The organism is Streptomyces sp. RerS4 (genome assembly GCF_023515955.1).
GTDB lineage: Bacteria > Actinomycetota > Actinomycetes > Streptomycetales > Streptomycetaceae > Streptomyces.
In genome coordinates this window covers 5,564,926-5,579,421 of sequence record NZ_CP097322.1, presented here as the reverse complement: position 1 = coordinate 5,579,421, position 14,496 = coordinate 5,564,926, and the positions used below count along the sequence as shown (strand labels likewise).

The 14,496-nt window shown below is 73.6% G+C and carries 13 protein-coding genes; 3 read left to right on the top strand and 10 right to left on the bottom strand.

Annotated elements, in window-relative coordinates; all coding sequences use genetic code 11:
* Positions 1-38 precede the first annotated feature (38 nt).
* From M4D82_RS25795 to M4D82_RS25770, 6 genes are all read right to left on the bottom strand, one after another.
* Positions 39-1,265 carry an arginine deiminase gene (locus M4D82_RS25795; protein ID WP_249768307.1) on the bottom strand — a complete coding sequence of 409 codons (1,227 nt, stop codon included), beginning with the start codon at positions 1,263-1,265 and terminating at the stop codon, positions 39-41.
* An 81-nt stretch (positions 1,266-1,346) separates the two neighbouring features.
* A complete protein-coding gene (locus M4D82_RS25790; protein WP_249768306.1) occupies positions 1,347-1,814 on the bottom strand; it encodes a hypothetical protein in 468 nt (155 codons plus the stop codon).
* A gap of 258 nt (positions 1,815-2,072) precedes the next feature.
* Complete coding sequence (locus M4D82_RS25785) at positions 2,073-4,649, bottom strand: polynucleotide kinase-phosphatase (protein ID WP_249768305.1); 2,577 nt, start codon at positions 4,647-4,649, stop codon at positions 2,073-2,075.
* Complete coding sequence (locus tag M4D82_RS25780; protein WP_249768304.1) at positions 4,646-6,136, bottom strand: 3' terminal RNA ribose 2'-O-methyltransferase Hen1; 1,491 nt, start codon at positions 6,134-6,136, stop codon at positions 4,646-4,648. Before M4D82_RS25780 ends, M4D82_RS25785 begins: the two co-directional genes overlap by 4 nt.
* Before the next feature lie 34 nt (positions 6,137-6,170).
* Positions 6,171-7,079 carry a homocysteine S-methyltransferase gene (gene mmuM, locus M4D82_RS25775; protein WP_249768303.1) on the bottom strand — a complete coding sequence of 303 codons (909 nt, stop codon included), beginning with the start codon at positions 7,077-7,079 and terminating at the stop codon, positions 6,171-6,173.
* 18 nt (positions 7,080-7,097) lie between these two features.
* A complete protein-coding gene (locus M4D82_RS25770; protein ID WP_249768302.1) occupies positions 7,098-8,021 on the bottom strand; it encodes an LLM class F420-dependent oxidoreductase in 924 nt (307 codons plus the stop codon).
* Positions 8,022-8,226: 205 nt separating this feature from the next.
* Here M4D82_RS25770 and M4D82_RS25765 point away from each other — a divergent pair, with 205 nt between their 5' ends.
* Complete coding sequence (locus tag M4D82_RS25765) at positions 8,227-8,499, top strand: hypothetical protein (protein ID WP_502989000.1); 273 nt, start codon at positions 8,227-8,229, stop codon at positions 8,497-8,499.
* Positions 8,500-8,592: 93 nt separating this feature from the next.
* Here the strand turns inward: M4D82_RS25765 and M4D82_RS25760 are convergent, their stop codons facing one another.
* The 4 genes from M4D82_RS25760 to M4D82_RS25745 all read right to left on the bottom strand — a co-directional run bounded on the left by M4D82_RS25760 (position 8,593) and on the right by M4D82_RS25745 (position 11,545).
* Complete coding sequence (locus M4D82_RS25760; protein ID WP_249768301.1) at positions 8,593-9,078, bottom strand: DUF6099 family protein; 486 nt, start codon at positions 9,076-9,078, stop codon at positions 8,593-8,595.
* Positions 9,079-9,200: 122 nt separating this feature from the next.
* Positions 9,201-9,542 (bottom strand): nucleotide pyrophosphohydrolase, encoded by a 342-nt coding sequence (locus tag M4D82_RS25755; protein WP_249772159.1) that lies wholly within the window; start codon positions 9,540-9,542, stop codon positions 9,201-9,203.
* A 59-nt stretch (positions 9,543-9,601) separates the two neighbouring features.
* Positions 9,602-11,083 (bottom strand): AAA family ATPase, encoded by a 1,482-nt coding sequence (locus tag M4D82_RS25750; RefSeq protein WP_502988999.1) that lies wholly within the window; start codon positions 11,081-11,083, stop codon positions 9,602-9,604.
* A 66-nt stretch (positions 11,084-11,149) separates the two neighbouring features.
* On the bottom strand, positions 11,150-11,545 hold the full coding sequence (locus tag M4D82_RS25745; RefSeq protein WP_249768299.1) for a cell division protein SepF: 396 nt from the start codon (positions 11,543-11,545) through the stop codon (positions 11,150-11,152).
* A 187-nt stretch (positions 11,546-11,732) separates the two neighbouring features.
* On the opposite strand from M4D82_RS25745, the gene M4D82_RS25740 reads away from it, so the two are divergent.
* Both M4D82_RS25740 and M4D82_RS25735 read left to right on the top strand, forming a co-directional pair.
* Complete coding sequence (locus M4D82_RS25740; protein ID WP_249768298.1) at positions 11,733-12,491, top strand: DUF2470 domain-containing protein; 759 nt, start codon at positions 11,733-11,735, stop codon at positions 12,489-12,491.
* 129 nt (positions 12,492-12,620) lie between these two features.
* On the top strand, positions 12,621-14,492 hold the full coding sequence (locus M4D82_RS25735; RefSeq protein ID WP_249768297.1) for a methylmalonyl-CoA mutase family protein: 1,872 nt from the start codon (positions 12,621-12,623) through the stop codon (positions 14,490-14,492).
* Positions 14,493-14,496: the final 4 nt, after the last annotated feature.

Here is a 14,496-nt window from a genome sequence, read left to right as displayed (position 1 = left end):
CGTATTGATATACAGACCGGGATGCGGGTAAGGGCAGCTCAGACGGCGTCCCGCTCCACCGGACAGCTCATGCACCGGGGCCCGCCGCGCCCCCGCCCCAGCTCGCTGCCCGGGATCTCGATCACCTCGATGCCCTCCTTGCGCAGGTGCGTGTTGGTGGTCACGTTCCGCTCGTACGCGACCACCACCCCCGGCTCGACGGCCAGCACGTTGCAGCCGTCGTCCCACTGCTCGCGCTCCGCCGAGTGCACGTCCTGAGTGGCGGTCAGCACCCGCAGGCGCTCCAGGCCGAGCGCCTCCGCGATGGCCCGGTGCATGTGGTCCGGCGCGTGGTCGGTGACCTTCAACTCGCTCGGCCCGTCGCCCGGTCGGATCGTGTAGGAGCGCAGCATGCCCAGGCCCGCGTACTGGGTGAAGGTGTCCGCGTCCACCATCGTCATCACGGTGTCCAGGTGCATGAAGGCCCGCCGCTTGGGCATGTCGAGGGCCACGATCGCCGTGGCCGAACCGGCGGCGAACAGTCCGCGCGCCAGCATCTCCACGGCCTGCGGGGTGGTGCGCTCGCTCATCCCGATCAGGACGGCGCCGTTGCCGATGACCAGCACGTCCCCGCCCTCGATGGTCGAGGGATAGTCCGCCTGCCCTTGCGACCAGTAGTGGAAGGGGCCGGAGCCGGTGAAGAGGGGGTGGTGGCGGTAGATCGCCTCGAAGTGCACCGTCTCGCGCTGCCGCGCCGGCCAGCGCATGGCGTTGATGGACACCCCGTCGTAGATCCAGGCGGAGGTGTCCCGGGTGAAGAGGTGGTTGGGCAGCGGGCCCAGCAGGAAGTCGTCGAGGTCGAGCGCGTGAAAGCGTACGGAGACCGGTTCGGCGTGAACTTCCAGGAACTCCCGCTTGGTCATGCCGCCCACGAGCGCCTCGGCGAGGTCGGCCGAGGGAAGGCCGTCGAAGGCCGCGCGGAGGTGGTCGGTGGCGAGCGGGCCGTACTCCTTTTCGTGGAAGACCCGGTCCAGGACCAGGTGTCTGGCCTCGGTGACGTCGAGGACCTCGCGCAGCAGGTCCCCGAAGAGGTGGACGTCGACCCCCCGGTCGCGCAGCACGTCCGCGAAACCGTCGTGCTCCTGACGGGCCCGGCGCACCCACAACACGTCGTCGAAGAGCAGGGCGTCCTTGTTGCTCGGTGTGAGCCGCTTCAGCTCCAGGTCGGGCCGGTGGAGGATGACGCGGCGAAGCCGCCCGGTCTCGGAGTCGACATGGAATCCCATGCCGTACACGTTCCCAGACCGGACGGCCTTTCGAACCCGCCCCGTCGAACCGGCCGGATCCCGTGCTCCGGCGCGGTCGCCTCAGCGCAGGCCGAGCAGCGCGGAGGGGGCGCCGATGAGCTCCGGAGCGGTCAGGCCCAGCTTGGGGGTGACCACGTTCGGGAGCCCGAAGTTGCCGCCGTCCGGCATGCTCAGCGGCGCTCCGACGATCGCCCCGGGGCTGCGCGCGAGCAGCGTGCTCGCGGGGGACTCCACGGACCCCTCGCCGTCCGTCTCGGGCGCGCCGGCGAGGTTCGGCACCGCCGAGGCGATGCGGGTGGCGCCGAGTTCGGTGGCGATCGGCACCACCGGCAGCAGTGGGGTCGGGAGCAGGTCGCCCGTGTGGTGGCGGGGCGCCTCGGGGGCTCCGACGACCGGCATGGGGACGGCGGTGGCCACGCGGGGGGCGGCCACGCCCAGCGTGGTCTCCACGGCGTCCAGCGGGACATCCACCGGCACCGCGTCGGCTACGGCCGGGGAGGCCGCACCCACCGCGGCCATACAGGTCATGAGCGCCGCAAGGCTTCCGCGCGCGGTCATCTTCATAGGTGACGTTCCGTCCTTCCAGGGTCGCGGACATTCCGCTGCCCTGGATGAACGATCCCGCCGGTGGTTTCCCCGGCGTTCCCGGCGAAAGTTCCCTCATAAGGCCTACCTGAGGGCCTCGCCGGGCCCGACGGCCGCGCATTTCACCCGTTCGTGGCGGCCGATCATCCGTCAAACCCTTGATTCGACGGATGATTCATGCCACCAGCCCGGGGTGCGGTCTCAGAGCCGGGGGTCCACCGGCTCCGATTCCAGCGCCAGCACCGCGAAGACCGGTTCGTGGACGCGCCACAGCGGCTCGCCGCCCGCCAGCCGGTCCAGCGCTTCGAGCCCGAGCGCGTACTCGCGCAGGGCGAGCGAGCGCTTGTGCCCGAGGAAGCGCTGCCGCAGCCGCTCCAGGTGCTCCGGACGCGTGTACTCCGGCCCGTAGATGATCCGCAGGTACTCGCGCCCGCGCACCTTCACGCCCGGCTGCACCAGCCGGCCCTTGCCGTCCCGGGCGTACGCCCCGAGCGGCTTGACGACCATGCCCTCACCGCCGGCGCCGGTCATTTCCAGCCACCAGTCGGTGCCCGCGCGGACGGACGCCTCGTCGGCGGTGTCCACGTACACGCGCGCCGTGCGGCGCAGCAGCGGGGCGGCGGACCGCTCGTCGGCGTCGGCCAGCCGGTCGAGCCAGGCCAGCTGCCGGTCGTGCGGTACGTCGGCCAGGGACCGTCCGGCGACGGCGAGCAGCTGGAACGGCGCGAACCGTACGCCGTCCAACCCGTCGGTGGTCCAGCAGTAGCGGCGGTACGCCTCGGTGAACGCGGCGGCGTCCTCGGCGCGGGCGCGCTGGCGCTCCCACAGCGCCCCGGTCTCCACGCCCCGGGCCGCTGCCGCCTCCAGGGCGGCCAGGGCGCCGGGGAACACGGCGCGGGCGGCGGCGCCCACGGCGGCGTACTGGCTGCGCAGCAGGCCGGTGGACTTCAGGGACCAGGGCAGCAGCTCGCCGTCGAGCAGGAGCCAGTCGGTGTCCAGCTCCTCCCAGAGGCCCGAGGCGTCGGCCGCCGCCCGGAGTCGTGCGAGGAACTCCTCGGTGACCTCGGGGTCCTGGAAGAACGGGCGTCCGGTGCGGGTGTAGAGGGAGCCCGTGGCCGCGCCGTCCGTCCCGAACCGCTCGCGGGCCACGTCGGCGTCCCGGCACAGCAGGACGGTGGCGCGGGAGCCCATGTGCTTCTCCTCGCAGACGACCCGCTCGACGCCGTCGGCGCGGTACTGCGCGAAGGCCTCGGCCGGGTGCTCCAGGTAGCCGTCCTCCCGGGAGGTGGCCGTCGGGGCCATGGTCGGCGGGAGGTACGGCACGAGGCGCGGGTCGACCGCGAAGCGGCTCATGACCTCCAGGGCGGCGGCCGCGTTCTCCTCGCGGACGCCGACGTTGCCGAGGTGGCGGGTCTCCACGATCCGGCGCCCGTGGACGTCCGCGAGGTCGAGCGGGCGTCCCTCGTGGCCTCCCGGCGCCTCGGCGGCGAGCGGCTTGACCGGCTCGTACCAGACCTTCTCGGCCGGTACGTCGACCAGTTCGCGCTCGGGCCAGCGCAGGGCGGTCATCCGGCCGCCGAAGACGGCGCCGGTGTCGAGGCAGATGGTGTTGTTGATCCAGGTGGTGTCGGGGACCGGGGTGTGGCCGTAGACCACGACCGCCTTGCCGCGGTAGTCCTCGGCCCACGGGTAGCGCACGGGCAGGCCGAACTCGTCGGTCTCGCCGGTGGTCTCCCCGTAGAGGGCGTGCGAGCGGACCCGACCGGAGGTGCGGCCGTGGTACTTCTCCGGCAGCCCGGCGTGACAGACCACCAGCCGGCCGCCGTCGAGCACGTAGTGGCTGACCAGGCCGGCGATGAACTCCCGCACCTCCTTCACGAACTCCTCGGGCTCCCGGTCGAGCTGCTCGATCGTCTCGGCGAGGCCGTGCGTCCGCTGGACCTTGGATCCCTTCAGGTAACGGCCGAGCTTGTTCTCGTGGTTCCCGGGCACGCACAGGGCGTTGCCGGACTTCACCATGCCCATGACGCGGCGCAGCACGCCGGGGCTGTCGGGGCCGCGGTCGACCAGGTCGCCGACGAAGACGGCGGTGCGGCCGTCGGGGTGGGCGCCGTCCCGGTAGCCCAGCTTGGCGAGCAGGGTCTCCAGCTCGGAAGAGCAGCCGTGGACGTCGCCGATGATGTCGAAGGGGCCGGTGAGGTGGGTGAGGTCGTTGAACCGCTTCTCCAACACGACTTCGGCGGATTCGACCTCTTCCACGGTGCGCAGGACGTGCACCTTGCGGAAGCCCTCGCGTTCCAGGCCGCGCAGCGAGCGGCGCAGTTCGCCGCGGTGGCGCTGGATGACGCGGCGCGGCAGGCCGGCCCGGTCGGGGCGGCCGGCGTTGCGTTCGGCGCAGACCGATTCGGGCATGTCGAGGACGATGGCGATGGGCAGCACGTCGTGCTCACGGGCCAGGCGTACGAGCTGCCGGCGGGCCTCGGGCTGGACGTTGGTGGCGTCGACCACGGTCAGTCGGCCGGCGGCGAGCCGCTTGCCGGCGATGTAGTGGAGGACGTCGAAGGCGTCGCGGCTGGCGCTCTGGTCGTTCTCGTCGTCGGCGACCAGGCCCCGGCAGTAGTCGGAGGAGAGGACCTCGGTCGGCTTGAAGTGCTTGCGGGCGAAGGTGGACTTGCCCGATCCGGTGGCCCCGATCAGGACGACGAGGGACAGGTCGGTGACGGGCAGGACGCGGTGGGCCGGGCGGGGGTTCGCGCGGTCGGTCTCGGTGACGGTCATGCTGCCTCACCTTCCTTCGGGGTCTCGGTGGTGGTGTCGGTGGTGGTGGTCGTCGCGGTGAAGACGGCCATCTGGGTGGGCGGGCCGACCTCGGGGTCGTCGTCGCCGACGGGCACGTACGCGACGGCGTACCCGTACCGGCCGGCGACCCGCTCCGCCCAGGTCCGGAACTCCTCGCGGGTCCATTCGAAGCGGTGGTCGCGGTGGCGGGCGTGTCCGGCGGGCAGCGATTCCCAGCGGACGTTGTACTCGACGTTCGGGGTGGTCACGAGGACCGTGCGGGGGCGGGCCGCGCCGAACACCGTGTACTCCAGGGCCGGCAGGCGCGGCAGGTCCAGGTGCTCGATGACCTCGCTGAGCACGGCCGCGTCGTAGCCGACGAGCCGCTTGTCGGTGTAGGCCAACGAGCCCTGGAACAGCCGGACGCGGGAACTCTGCCGCTCCCCCATCCGTTCCAGGCGCAGTCGGCGTGCGGCGATGTTCAGGGCGCGCATCGACACGTCGACACCGACGATCTCGGTGAACGTGACGTCCTTCAGCAGTGCCTGCACCAGCTGCCCCTGCCCGCATCCCAGGTCGAGGACGCGTGCGGCGCCGGCGGCGCGCAGCGCCGTCAGGATGGCCTCGCGGCGTCGGACGGCGAGCGGGACGGGCCGTTCCTCCGTGTCGCGCGCCTCGTCGACGGCGTTGTCGACCTCCTCCGGCTCGCTCCCGTCGACCTCGGCGAGGCGGGCCAGCTCCAGGCGTTCCATGGCGTTCTGGGTGAGCCGCTTGTGCCGGGCCAGGTAGCGGGCGGTGATCAGCGCGTGCTCGGGGTGGGCGGCCAGCCAGCCGTCGCCGGCGCGCAGCAGCTTGTCGACCTCGTCGGGGGCTATCCAGTAGTGCTTGGCGTCGTCCAGGACGGGCAGCAGGACGTACAGCTGCCGCAGGGCGTCGTCCAGCTTCAGCTGCCCTTCCAGCACGAGCCGTACGTAGCGGCTGTCCCCCCACTCGGGGAAACGCTCGTCCAGGACGAGGGGCTCGATGTCCACGGAGTCCCAGCCGAGCGGGCCGAACAGCCGGCGCACGAGGTCCGCGCCGCCGCGCGCCGGCAGCGCCGGGATCTCGATCCGCAGCGGGAGCGGTCGACCGGGCAGCTCGGGGCGGGCCGCGCACTGCCCCTTGAGGGCGGTCCGGAACACCCCGCTCAGCGCGACGGCGAGCAGCGAGGAGGCCGCGTACGGGCGGTCGTTCACGTACTGGGCGAGCGCGGCGTCGGGGGCCGCGCCCCGGCCCTTGTCCCGACCTCGCCGCACGAGCGCGACGGGGTCCACCTCCAGCAGCAACGCGGCTGTGCACCGCTCGACGGAAGCCTCGGGATAGAACACGTGCGCGGTCCCGTGGGAGGTGGAGAACGCCTGCGCCTTTCCGGGATGCTTGTGCAGCAGAAAGCCCAGGTCGGTGGCAGGTTTCTCCGGCGTGCCGGTCGCGGTGATGGTGAGGAACATGCGCTTCAGTATCTGCCGCTCGGGGGCCGCGGACCTACTGCTTTTCCGGGCGCGGGACGGGCCCGGAGCCGGCCTCGGGGCGCAGGGTCGGACTCAGCGCCGCCACGTCGGGCGGGCCGACGCGGCAGCAGCCGCCGACGAGGCGGGCGCCGGTGTGCAACCAGGCGGGGACGGGCCAGGGGACGGGGACGGGCGGGGCGTGCCAGGTCGTGGTGTTCGCGTCCCAGACGGAGCCGTCGTTGGGATAGGCGAGGAGGGGCTTGGTGGTGACCGAGGCGGCCGCCTCCAGGGCGGGCAGGACATCGCGCGGATCGCAGCAGTTGACGCCGACCGCGATCACCTCGGGCGCGGCGGCGGCGAGCGCGAAGGCCTCGGCGAGGGGCTGACCGGCCCGGGTGCGCTCGCCCGCGACGGTGTAGCTCAGCCATGCCCGTGCGCCCGTCCCGGCCAGGACGCGCAGCAGGGCATCGGCCTCGTCGGTGTCGGGGAGGGTCTCCAGCGCGAGGACGTCGGGCCCCGCCGCGAGCAGGGCCTCGACGCGGGGCCGGTGGAAGGCCTCCAGCCGCGGGCCGGTCAGCCCGTACCGGCCCCGGTATTCGCTGCCGTCGGCGAGGACCGCCCCGTACGGGCCGACGGAGGCGGCCACCCACACCGCGTGCCCGGCGGCGCGCGCCGCGCGGTCGGCCACCCGTACGGAACGCGCCGCGAGGGCGGGGTCGTGCCCGACCTGGTAGCTCGCGGTGATCAGCACCTCGGCGCCGGCCTCGACGTAGGCCGTGTGGGCGGCCTCCACCTGGTCCGGTCGTTCGGCGAGCACCCGGCCCGTCCACAGGGCGCCGGACAGGTCGCAGCCCTGCGCGGTCAGCTGGTTGCCGAGCCCACCGTCCAGGAGTACCGGTCGGCGGGCCAGGGCTTCGGCGAGCGGGCCGGTCGCGCGGGGCACGGTGTGGTCTCCGTCCGGTCAGCCGAGCCGGGCGAGCACCTGGGAGGAGATCAGTTCCAGGTGGTCCAGGTCGTCGAGGTCGAGGAGTTGGAGGTAGACGCGGGAGGAGCCGATGGCGGCGTAGGTGCCGAGCTTGTCCACGACCTCGGCCGGGGAGCCGGCCAGGCCGTTGGCCTTGAGCTCGTCGACCTCGCGGCCGATGGCGGCGGCCCGACGGGCGACCTCGGCGTCGTTCTTGCCGACGCACACCACCAGGGCGTTCGAGTAGACGAGTTCCTCCGCCTTGCGTCCGGCGTCGGCGGCGGCCTCCCGGACGCGCGCGAACTGCCGGCGGCTGTCCTCCACCGAGGCGAAGGGCATGTTGAACTCGTCCGCGTACCGCGCGGCCAGGCGCGGGGTGCGCCGCGCGCCGTGCCCGCCGATGAGGACGGGCACCTTGGCCTGGGCGGGCTTGGGCAGGGCCGGGGAGTTCTCCACCTGGTAGTGGGTGCCCCGGTAGTCGAAGGTGGCGCCGGGCGCGGTGGCCCACAGGCCGGTGATGATGGCGAGCTGTTCCTCCAGCCGGGCCATCCGCTCGGCCGGGAAGGGGATCCCGTACGCCTTGTGCTCCTCCTCGAACCAGCCGGCGCCGAGCCCCAGCTCGACGCGGCCGCCGGACATCTGGTCCACCTGCGCGACCTGGATCGCGAGGACGCCGGGCAGCCGGAAGGTGCCGGCCGTCATCAGCGTGCCGAGCCGGATCCGCTTGGTCTCGCGGGCCAGGCCCGCGAGGGTGATCCAGGCGTCGGTGGGACCGGGCAGGCCGTCCACGGACCCCATCCGCAGATAGTGGTCCGAGCGGAAGAAGGCGTCGAAGCCCAGGTCCTCGGTGGCCTTGGCGACGCTCAGGAGGGTGTCGTAGCTGGCACCCTGCTGGGGTTCGGTGAAAATACGAAGCTCCATGCCTCCATCCTGCCCTTCTCCCACCCCTGCCGGGTGAATCTGCGTCAACCGGGCGGCCCGCGCTTCGCCCTGCCAGTGACCAGGGCGGATGGGGATCGTTGGCTCGGACGGAGCCGGACCGCCCGGCCCGCGCGCCGGCGGCCTGCCGACCGACGCGTCCACCGCCCCCTTCCGCCTCGGAAGGGCCAGGGCCGAGGAGGCCGCCATGTCCCACGAGGTCGTGCCGGAGACCCCCCGACAGACCGGACACACCGGACAGGCAGCACACGACCAAGCACGCCAGGAGTCCGCGGTGCCCGCCCAGGGCGACGCGCCGAAGGGCCTGCTGCAGCAGATGGAAGAACTGATGGCGGCGCTGAACGCCGACCTCTCCCAGCTCGACGCCGACCTCCAGCACACCGCTGACCGCGCTCCGACCGCCGCACAGGCGGCCCCGGGCAGCCGCGTGCACGAGGGCGAGCGCCACCCCCACCACTGAGACCGGGACTTCTGAGCGGACCCCTCCGCCTCGGACTGCGACCGGTCGCTTCCGAACGTGCGGTCCCGCCGTGCGCGGCGGGACCCATCGGCCTCAGAGCACGCCCGAGGCCGACCCCCGCTCCCGCACCACCATCCGGCGCAGCAGGGAGCGCACCCGATCGCTGGACTCGTCGGCCGCGTCGATCGACTCTATGCACTGCCAGTACAGGCTTTCGTCGTCCGTCGCGCAGGCCACCCCCACGAGGGCTATCCCGACCTCCCCGAGCAGTGCCTGAAGCCCGAGCAGCGCCTGTCGGACATCGGCGACGCCGGTCAGCCGCGCCGCCCTCGGCGGCATCTCGGGCGCGCTGCCCTCACCGCGCAGGGCGGCCCGGTCTATGACGCCGCAGCCTCTGCCTCCCGCTTCCCCCAGTCCCCGTGCCTCCGATCTGAGCTCCGGCGGCCCGGTGACCGCCAGCCAGCTCCCCATCCCCTGCGCCAACGCCTGGGCCTGCCAGGCCTCTCCCACGATGTCCCACGCGGCGCCGCTCTGTGCCAGAGCGTGCCGGCCGGCCGCGATGAGCCGTACCGCATCCATATGCCGTCCCCCGTCCGCACGACATCCCGCCGTCCTCCACTACCCAGAGTGAAGGCAACGAGCCAGTAAAGCCAGGGGTATTCGGAAATCTGTGGACACAAACATGGTTGTGGACGACGCCGTCACTCCGAAGAGTGACGATCAGTAGGCGACGAACCGGTCACGGGGAAGCGGAGCTCGTTCCGGTCGATCTTCGCGGCCAGCGCATCCAGCACATCCACCCCGAGAACCTCACAGAACTGCAGCAGATACGCCAGTACGTCGGCCACCTCGTCGGTCACCCGGTGTGCGCTTTCGGGCTTCTCCATCACCTCCGCCGACTGTTCCGGTGTCAGCCACTGGAAGATTTCGACCAGTTCGGACGCCTCCACGCTCAGGGCGACGGCCAGGTTCTTCGGCGTGTGGTACGGGCCCCAGTCGCGGGCGGCGGCGAAATCGGCGAGCCGCCGCTGGAGTCGGTACAGCCGTTCGCCTTCCGGAGAAGGATCGGGGGTGGGGTCGGGGGTCGGGGCGGGATCGGCACTCATGGGGACAGGTCTACCACCGAGACGCCGGAGACCCCCCGGGCGGTTGCGGCGGTCCGCTCCCCGACGGACGCGACGAGCCGGATGTGACCGCGTGCGCCGGACAGCAGGGCCAGGCGGAGCAGTTCGGCGCTCTGGCTCCGGTCGAGGTCGCGGTCGAACCCGTCGGCGAGGACGGTGAGCGCCTGCCGGGCCGAGAGCAGTTCGGCGGCCGGGTCCACGGCCAGCACCCCGGGCCCGGTGAGCAGGACGAGCGCCAGCGCGAGGAAGCGCAGCTCGCCCGCGCCGAGTCGGCCGAGGTCGGTGGCGGGCCGGTCGGGTCCGCGTTCCAGCAGGGCGGTGACGAGTCCGCCGCCGGGGCCGCCGGGGCCGCGTACGGCCAGTTCGACGACCGGGCCGGCGCAGCCGGTGCGCGCCGCGCCGGCCAACAGGGCGTGCCGGGTGCCGCATTCGTCGCGGGTGCGGCGCAGTACGTCGGCCAGGTTGCCGCAGTCGCGCCGCAGTCGCCCCGCGCCGGTGGGGACCGGCGCCCGCATCCGCTCGGGCCTCGGGTCGCACGGGAACACCGAGCGCAGGGCGACGACGACCTGTTCGGCGGCGGCCAGGACGCACCGCTGTCCGGCGGTGGCGCCGGCGACGCGCAGCGGGAGCAGGGCGGTGCCCAGGCGGTCGTCGGGGAGGGGGGCGCGGGTCATGCCGATGGCGCCGCCGGTCAGCCAGGCGGCCTCGACGGAGCGCCGGCGCGGGTCGCGTTGGGCGGTGTTCAGCAGGACGCGGTCGCCCTGGGTGAGCCGTTCGCCGGCGATCCGCAGCACCGGTTCGGCCTGGACGGCCAGGTCGAGGCGGACGGGGCCGACGGGTCCGTCCACCGTGCAGCCGAAGCGGAAGCCGCGGCGTCCGTCCGCGTCGGCGCGCGCCCGTTCGGGTACGCGGGCCGTCGGGTCGGGGAAGACCTCGTCGAGGGTGCGTCCGGAGCCGAGGGCGGCCAGGGCCTCGTAGGCGGCCAGGGCCTGCGACTTGCCGCTGCCGCTGGCGCCGGCGAAGAGGGTCGCGGGGCCCAGCTCGAAGCTGGCCGCGCGGTGCGGGCCGAAGGCGGACAGCCGAAGTTCGGTCACGGCGGGCCGCCGATACCCACCCGCCGTCCCCGCCGGGTCGAACCCGGCCGCCTCGGCCCGAACGACCGCCTCGGCCCGAGCGGCCGCCTCAGGACGAGCAGCCGGCTCAGGACGAGCGTCCGACACGGGGCGGCCGGCCGGGGCGGGACGGGCGGTCGACCCGGGACGAGCGGCCGCCTCAGGACGAGCAGCCGGCACCGAGCGGCCAACCGGCACGGACCGAGCGGCCGGCACGGAGCGAGCAGCCGGCTCCGGGCGGGTGGCCGGCTCGGGGCGAGCGGCCGGCTCGGGGCGGGTGGTCGGGGTGGGTAATGCGGCCGGTGGGGTGGGGGTGGCGGCTCGCGCCGTGTCCAGGGTGGCGTCCATGGCCGGACGGTACGGGCCCCCGGGGCGTCCGGGGGCCCGCCGAACCGTTTGCTCGTCGCGACCTTCCTACGATCGGGGGACGGCCGCGGCCGCGATTCCCTCGACCTCGGTCCCGACGGGCGCGAGCAGGAAGACGTTCCGGTCGACCCGGTGCATCCCGCTGCCCAGTCCGAAGACCACGCCACTGCTGAAGTCCAGGATGCGCTTGGCCACTTCGCTGTCCGCGCCCGTGAGGTCCAGCAGCACCGGGATCTGCGCGATCAGGTACTCCGCCACCTCCCGCGCGTCCGCGAAGATCTGGACCCGGATCACCACGAAGCGCCGCTGTTCCGCCGCCGCGGCCCCGGGGACCTTGGGAATCGTGCGGTGGTCCACCCGGGAGGGCCATTCGTTGCGACTGCGCAGCGGCACCACCTGCGCGAGTCCCTCCCACTGTTCGTCGGTGACGTCGTACCTGCTCACCGGGCCGCCTCGGCCTCACGCTTCATGTGCATCCCCCCATCCTCTCGCGTTTCACCCGTTCAGCCCAACAACGACACGAGCGGCCGTACGGAACCGGCCGGATCCGGAGGCGCGGGGTCCCGCCCCTCCACCCGATGGGCTAGGTTAGGTTAGGCATACCTAACCACTCCGGACGATGGAGAGACGCATGCGCCTGCCCGGTGATTCCGCCGCCACGCCCGCCGCCACCGGGCCCACCCGGCCCGCCCGGCCCACCGACGCCGAGCGGGTGCGGTCCGTCCTCGCCGCCGCGCACTCGATGACCGTCGTCACCGACGGCGTCCGCGAGGAGGTCCGCCACCTCGACGGCAGCGACGTCCTCGGCCGGCTCCACCTCCACCCCGCCGCGCCCTCCGCCGGACACCCCGCCCCCGCCCTCCCCGACGTCCGCCCCGCCATCCGGCTGGAGTTCACCGACATCGCGCCCACCCCGGTACGCGACCGGGTGCGCGCCCGCGTCACGGTGGTGGGCCGGCTCCTCACCCCGTACGCCGACGAGAGCGCCGAGCCCGGGGCCACCACCTGCGTCGAGTACGGCCAGGCGATCCTGGAGACCGCGGACGGGACCTCGTACATCGGACTGGAGGAGCTGGACGACGCCTGGCCCGACCCGCTCGCCCCGTACGAGGCCGGCATGCTCACACACCTCCTCGACGACCACCCCGAACTCGTCACCCTCCTGCTGCGCTTGGTCCACCCGCTCCCCACGGCCGCCGTCGTCCGCGCGCTGCCGCTGGCCCTGGACCGCTACGGGATCACCCTGCGCCTGGAGGAACGGCGCGGCCACACCGACGTACGGCTGCCCTTCCCCTCCCCCCTGGACGACGTCGAGCAGTCGGGCGCCCAGATCCAGGCCCTCCTCAGCGCGGCCCGCCGCCGCTCGCACCCCAACTCGCTCCCCGCGTGAGGGGTCGGGTGAGGTCCGATGGGGTCCGGTGGGGCCGGGCAGTGGGCGTTTCGGCCGTCTGACCTGGGAGTGCGAGATCACATCCGGCGCTTATGGTCTCGCTCGAACGGCCCCCCTAGCATTCGAGCCATGACGGTCCTGCCTGACGACGGGCTCTCCCTGGCCGCCGAGTTTCCTGACGCGACACATGAGCAGTGGCAGCGCCTGGTGGAAGGCGTACTGCGCAAGTCGGGCAAGGAAGTATCCGGCGAGGCGGCGGAAGCAGCCCTGTCCACGACGCTTGAGGACGGGCTCATCACCCGTCCCCTCTACACCGCGCGCCCCGACGGGCAAGCCCCCGACACCGGTTTCCCCGGATTCGCGCCGTTCGTGCGCGGCGGTACGCCGGAGGGCACCTCGGCCTCCGGCTGGGACGTGCGCCAGCGCATCGCGGGCGGTGATCCCGTACGGGTGAACGAGGCGGCCCTCGCCGACCTGGAGAACGGCACCACCTCGCTGTGGCTGACCGTCGGTCCGGGCGGTCTGCCCGCCGACGGGCTGGGGCGGGCGCTGGAGGGGGTCTACCTCGACCTCGCGCCCGTCGTCCTCGACCCGGGCGCCGCCTACGCCGACGCCACGCGGGCGTTGCTGGCCCTGTACGCGGAGCGCGGCGTGGCCCCCGAACAGGCCCGCGCCACGCTGGGCATCGACCCGCTGGGCCACGAGGCCCGCACCGGTGAGGCCCTCGACCTGCCCGCGGCGGCCGCACTGGCCCGCGAGAGCGCCGCCGCCTGGCCGGCGGTGCGCACCCTGACCGTGGACGCCCTGCCCTACCACGAGGCGGGCGGCTCGGCCGCCGAGGAGCTGGGGCTGTCCCTGGCCACCGGCGTCGCCTACCTGCGGGCGCTGACCGACGCCGGCGCGGACGTCGAAGCCGCTCTGGGACAGCTGGAGTTCCGTTACGCGGCCACCGCCGACCAGTTCCTCACCATCGCCAAGCTGCGCGCCGCCCGCCGGCTGTGGGCCCGGGTCGCCGAGGCCTGCGGGGCTCCGGCGGCCGGGGCGCAGCGTCAGCACGCGGTGACCTCGCCGGTGATGATGACGCGCCGCGACCCGTGGGTGAACATGCTGCGCACCACCGTCGCCTGCATGGCGGCGGGCGTGGGCGGGGCGGACGCGGTCACGGTGCTCCCGTTCGACCACGAACTGGGCCTGCCCGACGCGTTCGCGCGCCGCATCTCCCGCAACACCTCCACCGTCCTGCTGGAGGAATCGCACCTGGCCCGGGTCATCGACCCGGCCGGCGGCTCGTACTACGTCGAGCGCCTCACCGACGAACTGGCGCACGCGGCTTGGGCGTTCTTCCAGACCGTGGAGAAGGCGGGCGGCCAGGCGGCCGCCCTGCGCTCGGGGCTCGTCGCGGAGCGGCTCGCCGCCACCTGGGCGGCCCGCTCGAAGAAGCTGGCGACCCGCCGCGAACCGATCACCGGCGTCAGCGAGTTCCCGCTGCTGTCGGAGAAGCCCGTCGTACGCGAGCCCCTGCCCGAGGTGCCCGCCGGCGGTCTGCCCCGCGTCCGGCGCGACGAGGCCTACGAGGCGCTGCGCGCCCGCAGCGACGCGCACCTGGCCGCCACCGGCGCCCGCCCCCGGATCTTCCTGGCGGCGCTCGGCCCGGCGGCCGCGCACACCGCCCGCGCCACGTTCGCCTCGAACCTCTTCCAGGCGGGCGGCATCGAGCCGGTCCACGACCCGGTGTCCGTCGACGCGGCCGGCGCCGCCGAGGCGTACGCGGCGAGCGGCGCGGACGGCATGGCGGTGCTGTGTTCCAGTGACGCCCTCTACGAGGAGCGGGCGGCGGAGGTGGCCGCCGCCCTGCGCGGGGCCGGTGCCACGACGGTGTTCCTCGCGGGCAGGCCGGGCACCTCGGCCGACGCCGTGGACGAGTACGTCTTCGCCGGCTGCGACGCGGTCGCCGTGCTGTCCTCCGTACTCGACCGGATGGGAGTGCCCCGTGAACAGTGAGCGC

What these genes read in the sequence shown, in the direction of transcription:
- M4D82_RS25735 (WP_249768297.1), top strand. Translation starts at nt 12,621, where the DNA reads ATGACGGTCCTGCCTGACGACGGGCTCTCCCTGGCCGCCGAGTTTCCT.
- M4D82_RS25790 (WP_249768306.1), bottom strand. Translation starts at nt 1,814, where the DNA reads ATGACCTGTATGGCCGCGGTGGGTGCGGCCTCCCCGGCCGTAGCCGAC.
- M4D82_RS25770 (WP_249768302.1), bottom strand. Translation starts at nt 8,021, where the DNA reads ATGGAGCTTCGTATTTTCACCGAACCCCAGCAGGGTGCCAGCTACGAC.
- M4D82_RS25785 (WP_249768305.1), bottom strand. Translation starts at nt 4,649, where the DNA reads ATGACCGTCACCGAGACCGACCGCGCGAACCCCCGCCCGGCCCACCGC.
- M4D82_RS25765 (WP_502989000.1), top strand. Translation starts at nt 8,227, where the DNA reads ATGTCCCACGAGGTCGTGCCGGAGACCCCCCGACAGACCGGACACACC.
- M4D82_RS25750 (WP_502988999.1), bottom strand. Translation starts at nt 11,083, where the DNA reads ATGGACGCCACCCTGGACACGGCGCGAGCCGCCACCCCCACCCCACCG.
- M4D82_RS25740 (WP_249768298.1), top strand. Translation starts at nt 11,733, where the DNA reads ATGCGCCTGCCCGGTGATTCCGCCGCCACGCCCGCCGCCACCGGGCCC.
- M4D82_RS25780 (WP_249768304.1), bottom strand. Translation starts at nt 6,136, where the DNA reads ATGTTCCTCACCATCACCGCGACCGGCACGCCGGAGAAACCTGCCACC.
- M4D82_RS25760 (WP_249768301.1), bottom strand. Translation starts at nt 9,078, where the DNA reads ATGGATGCGGTACGGCTCATCGCGGCCGGCCGGCACGCTCTGGCACAG.
- M4D82_RS25795 (WP_249768307.1), bottom strand. Translation starts at nt 1,265, where the DNA reads ATGGGATTCCATGTCGACTCCGAGACCGGGCGGCTTCGCCGCGTCATC.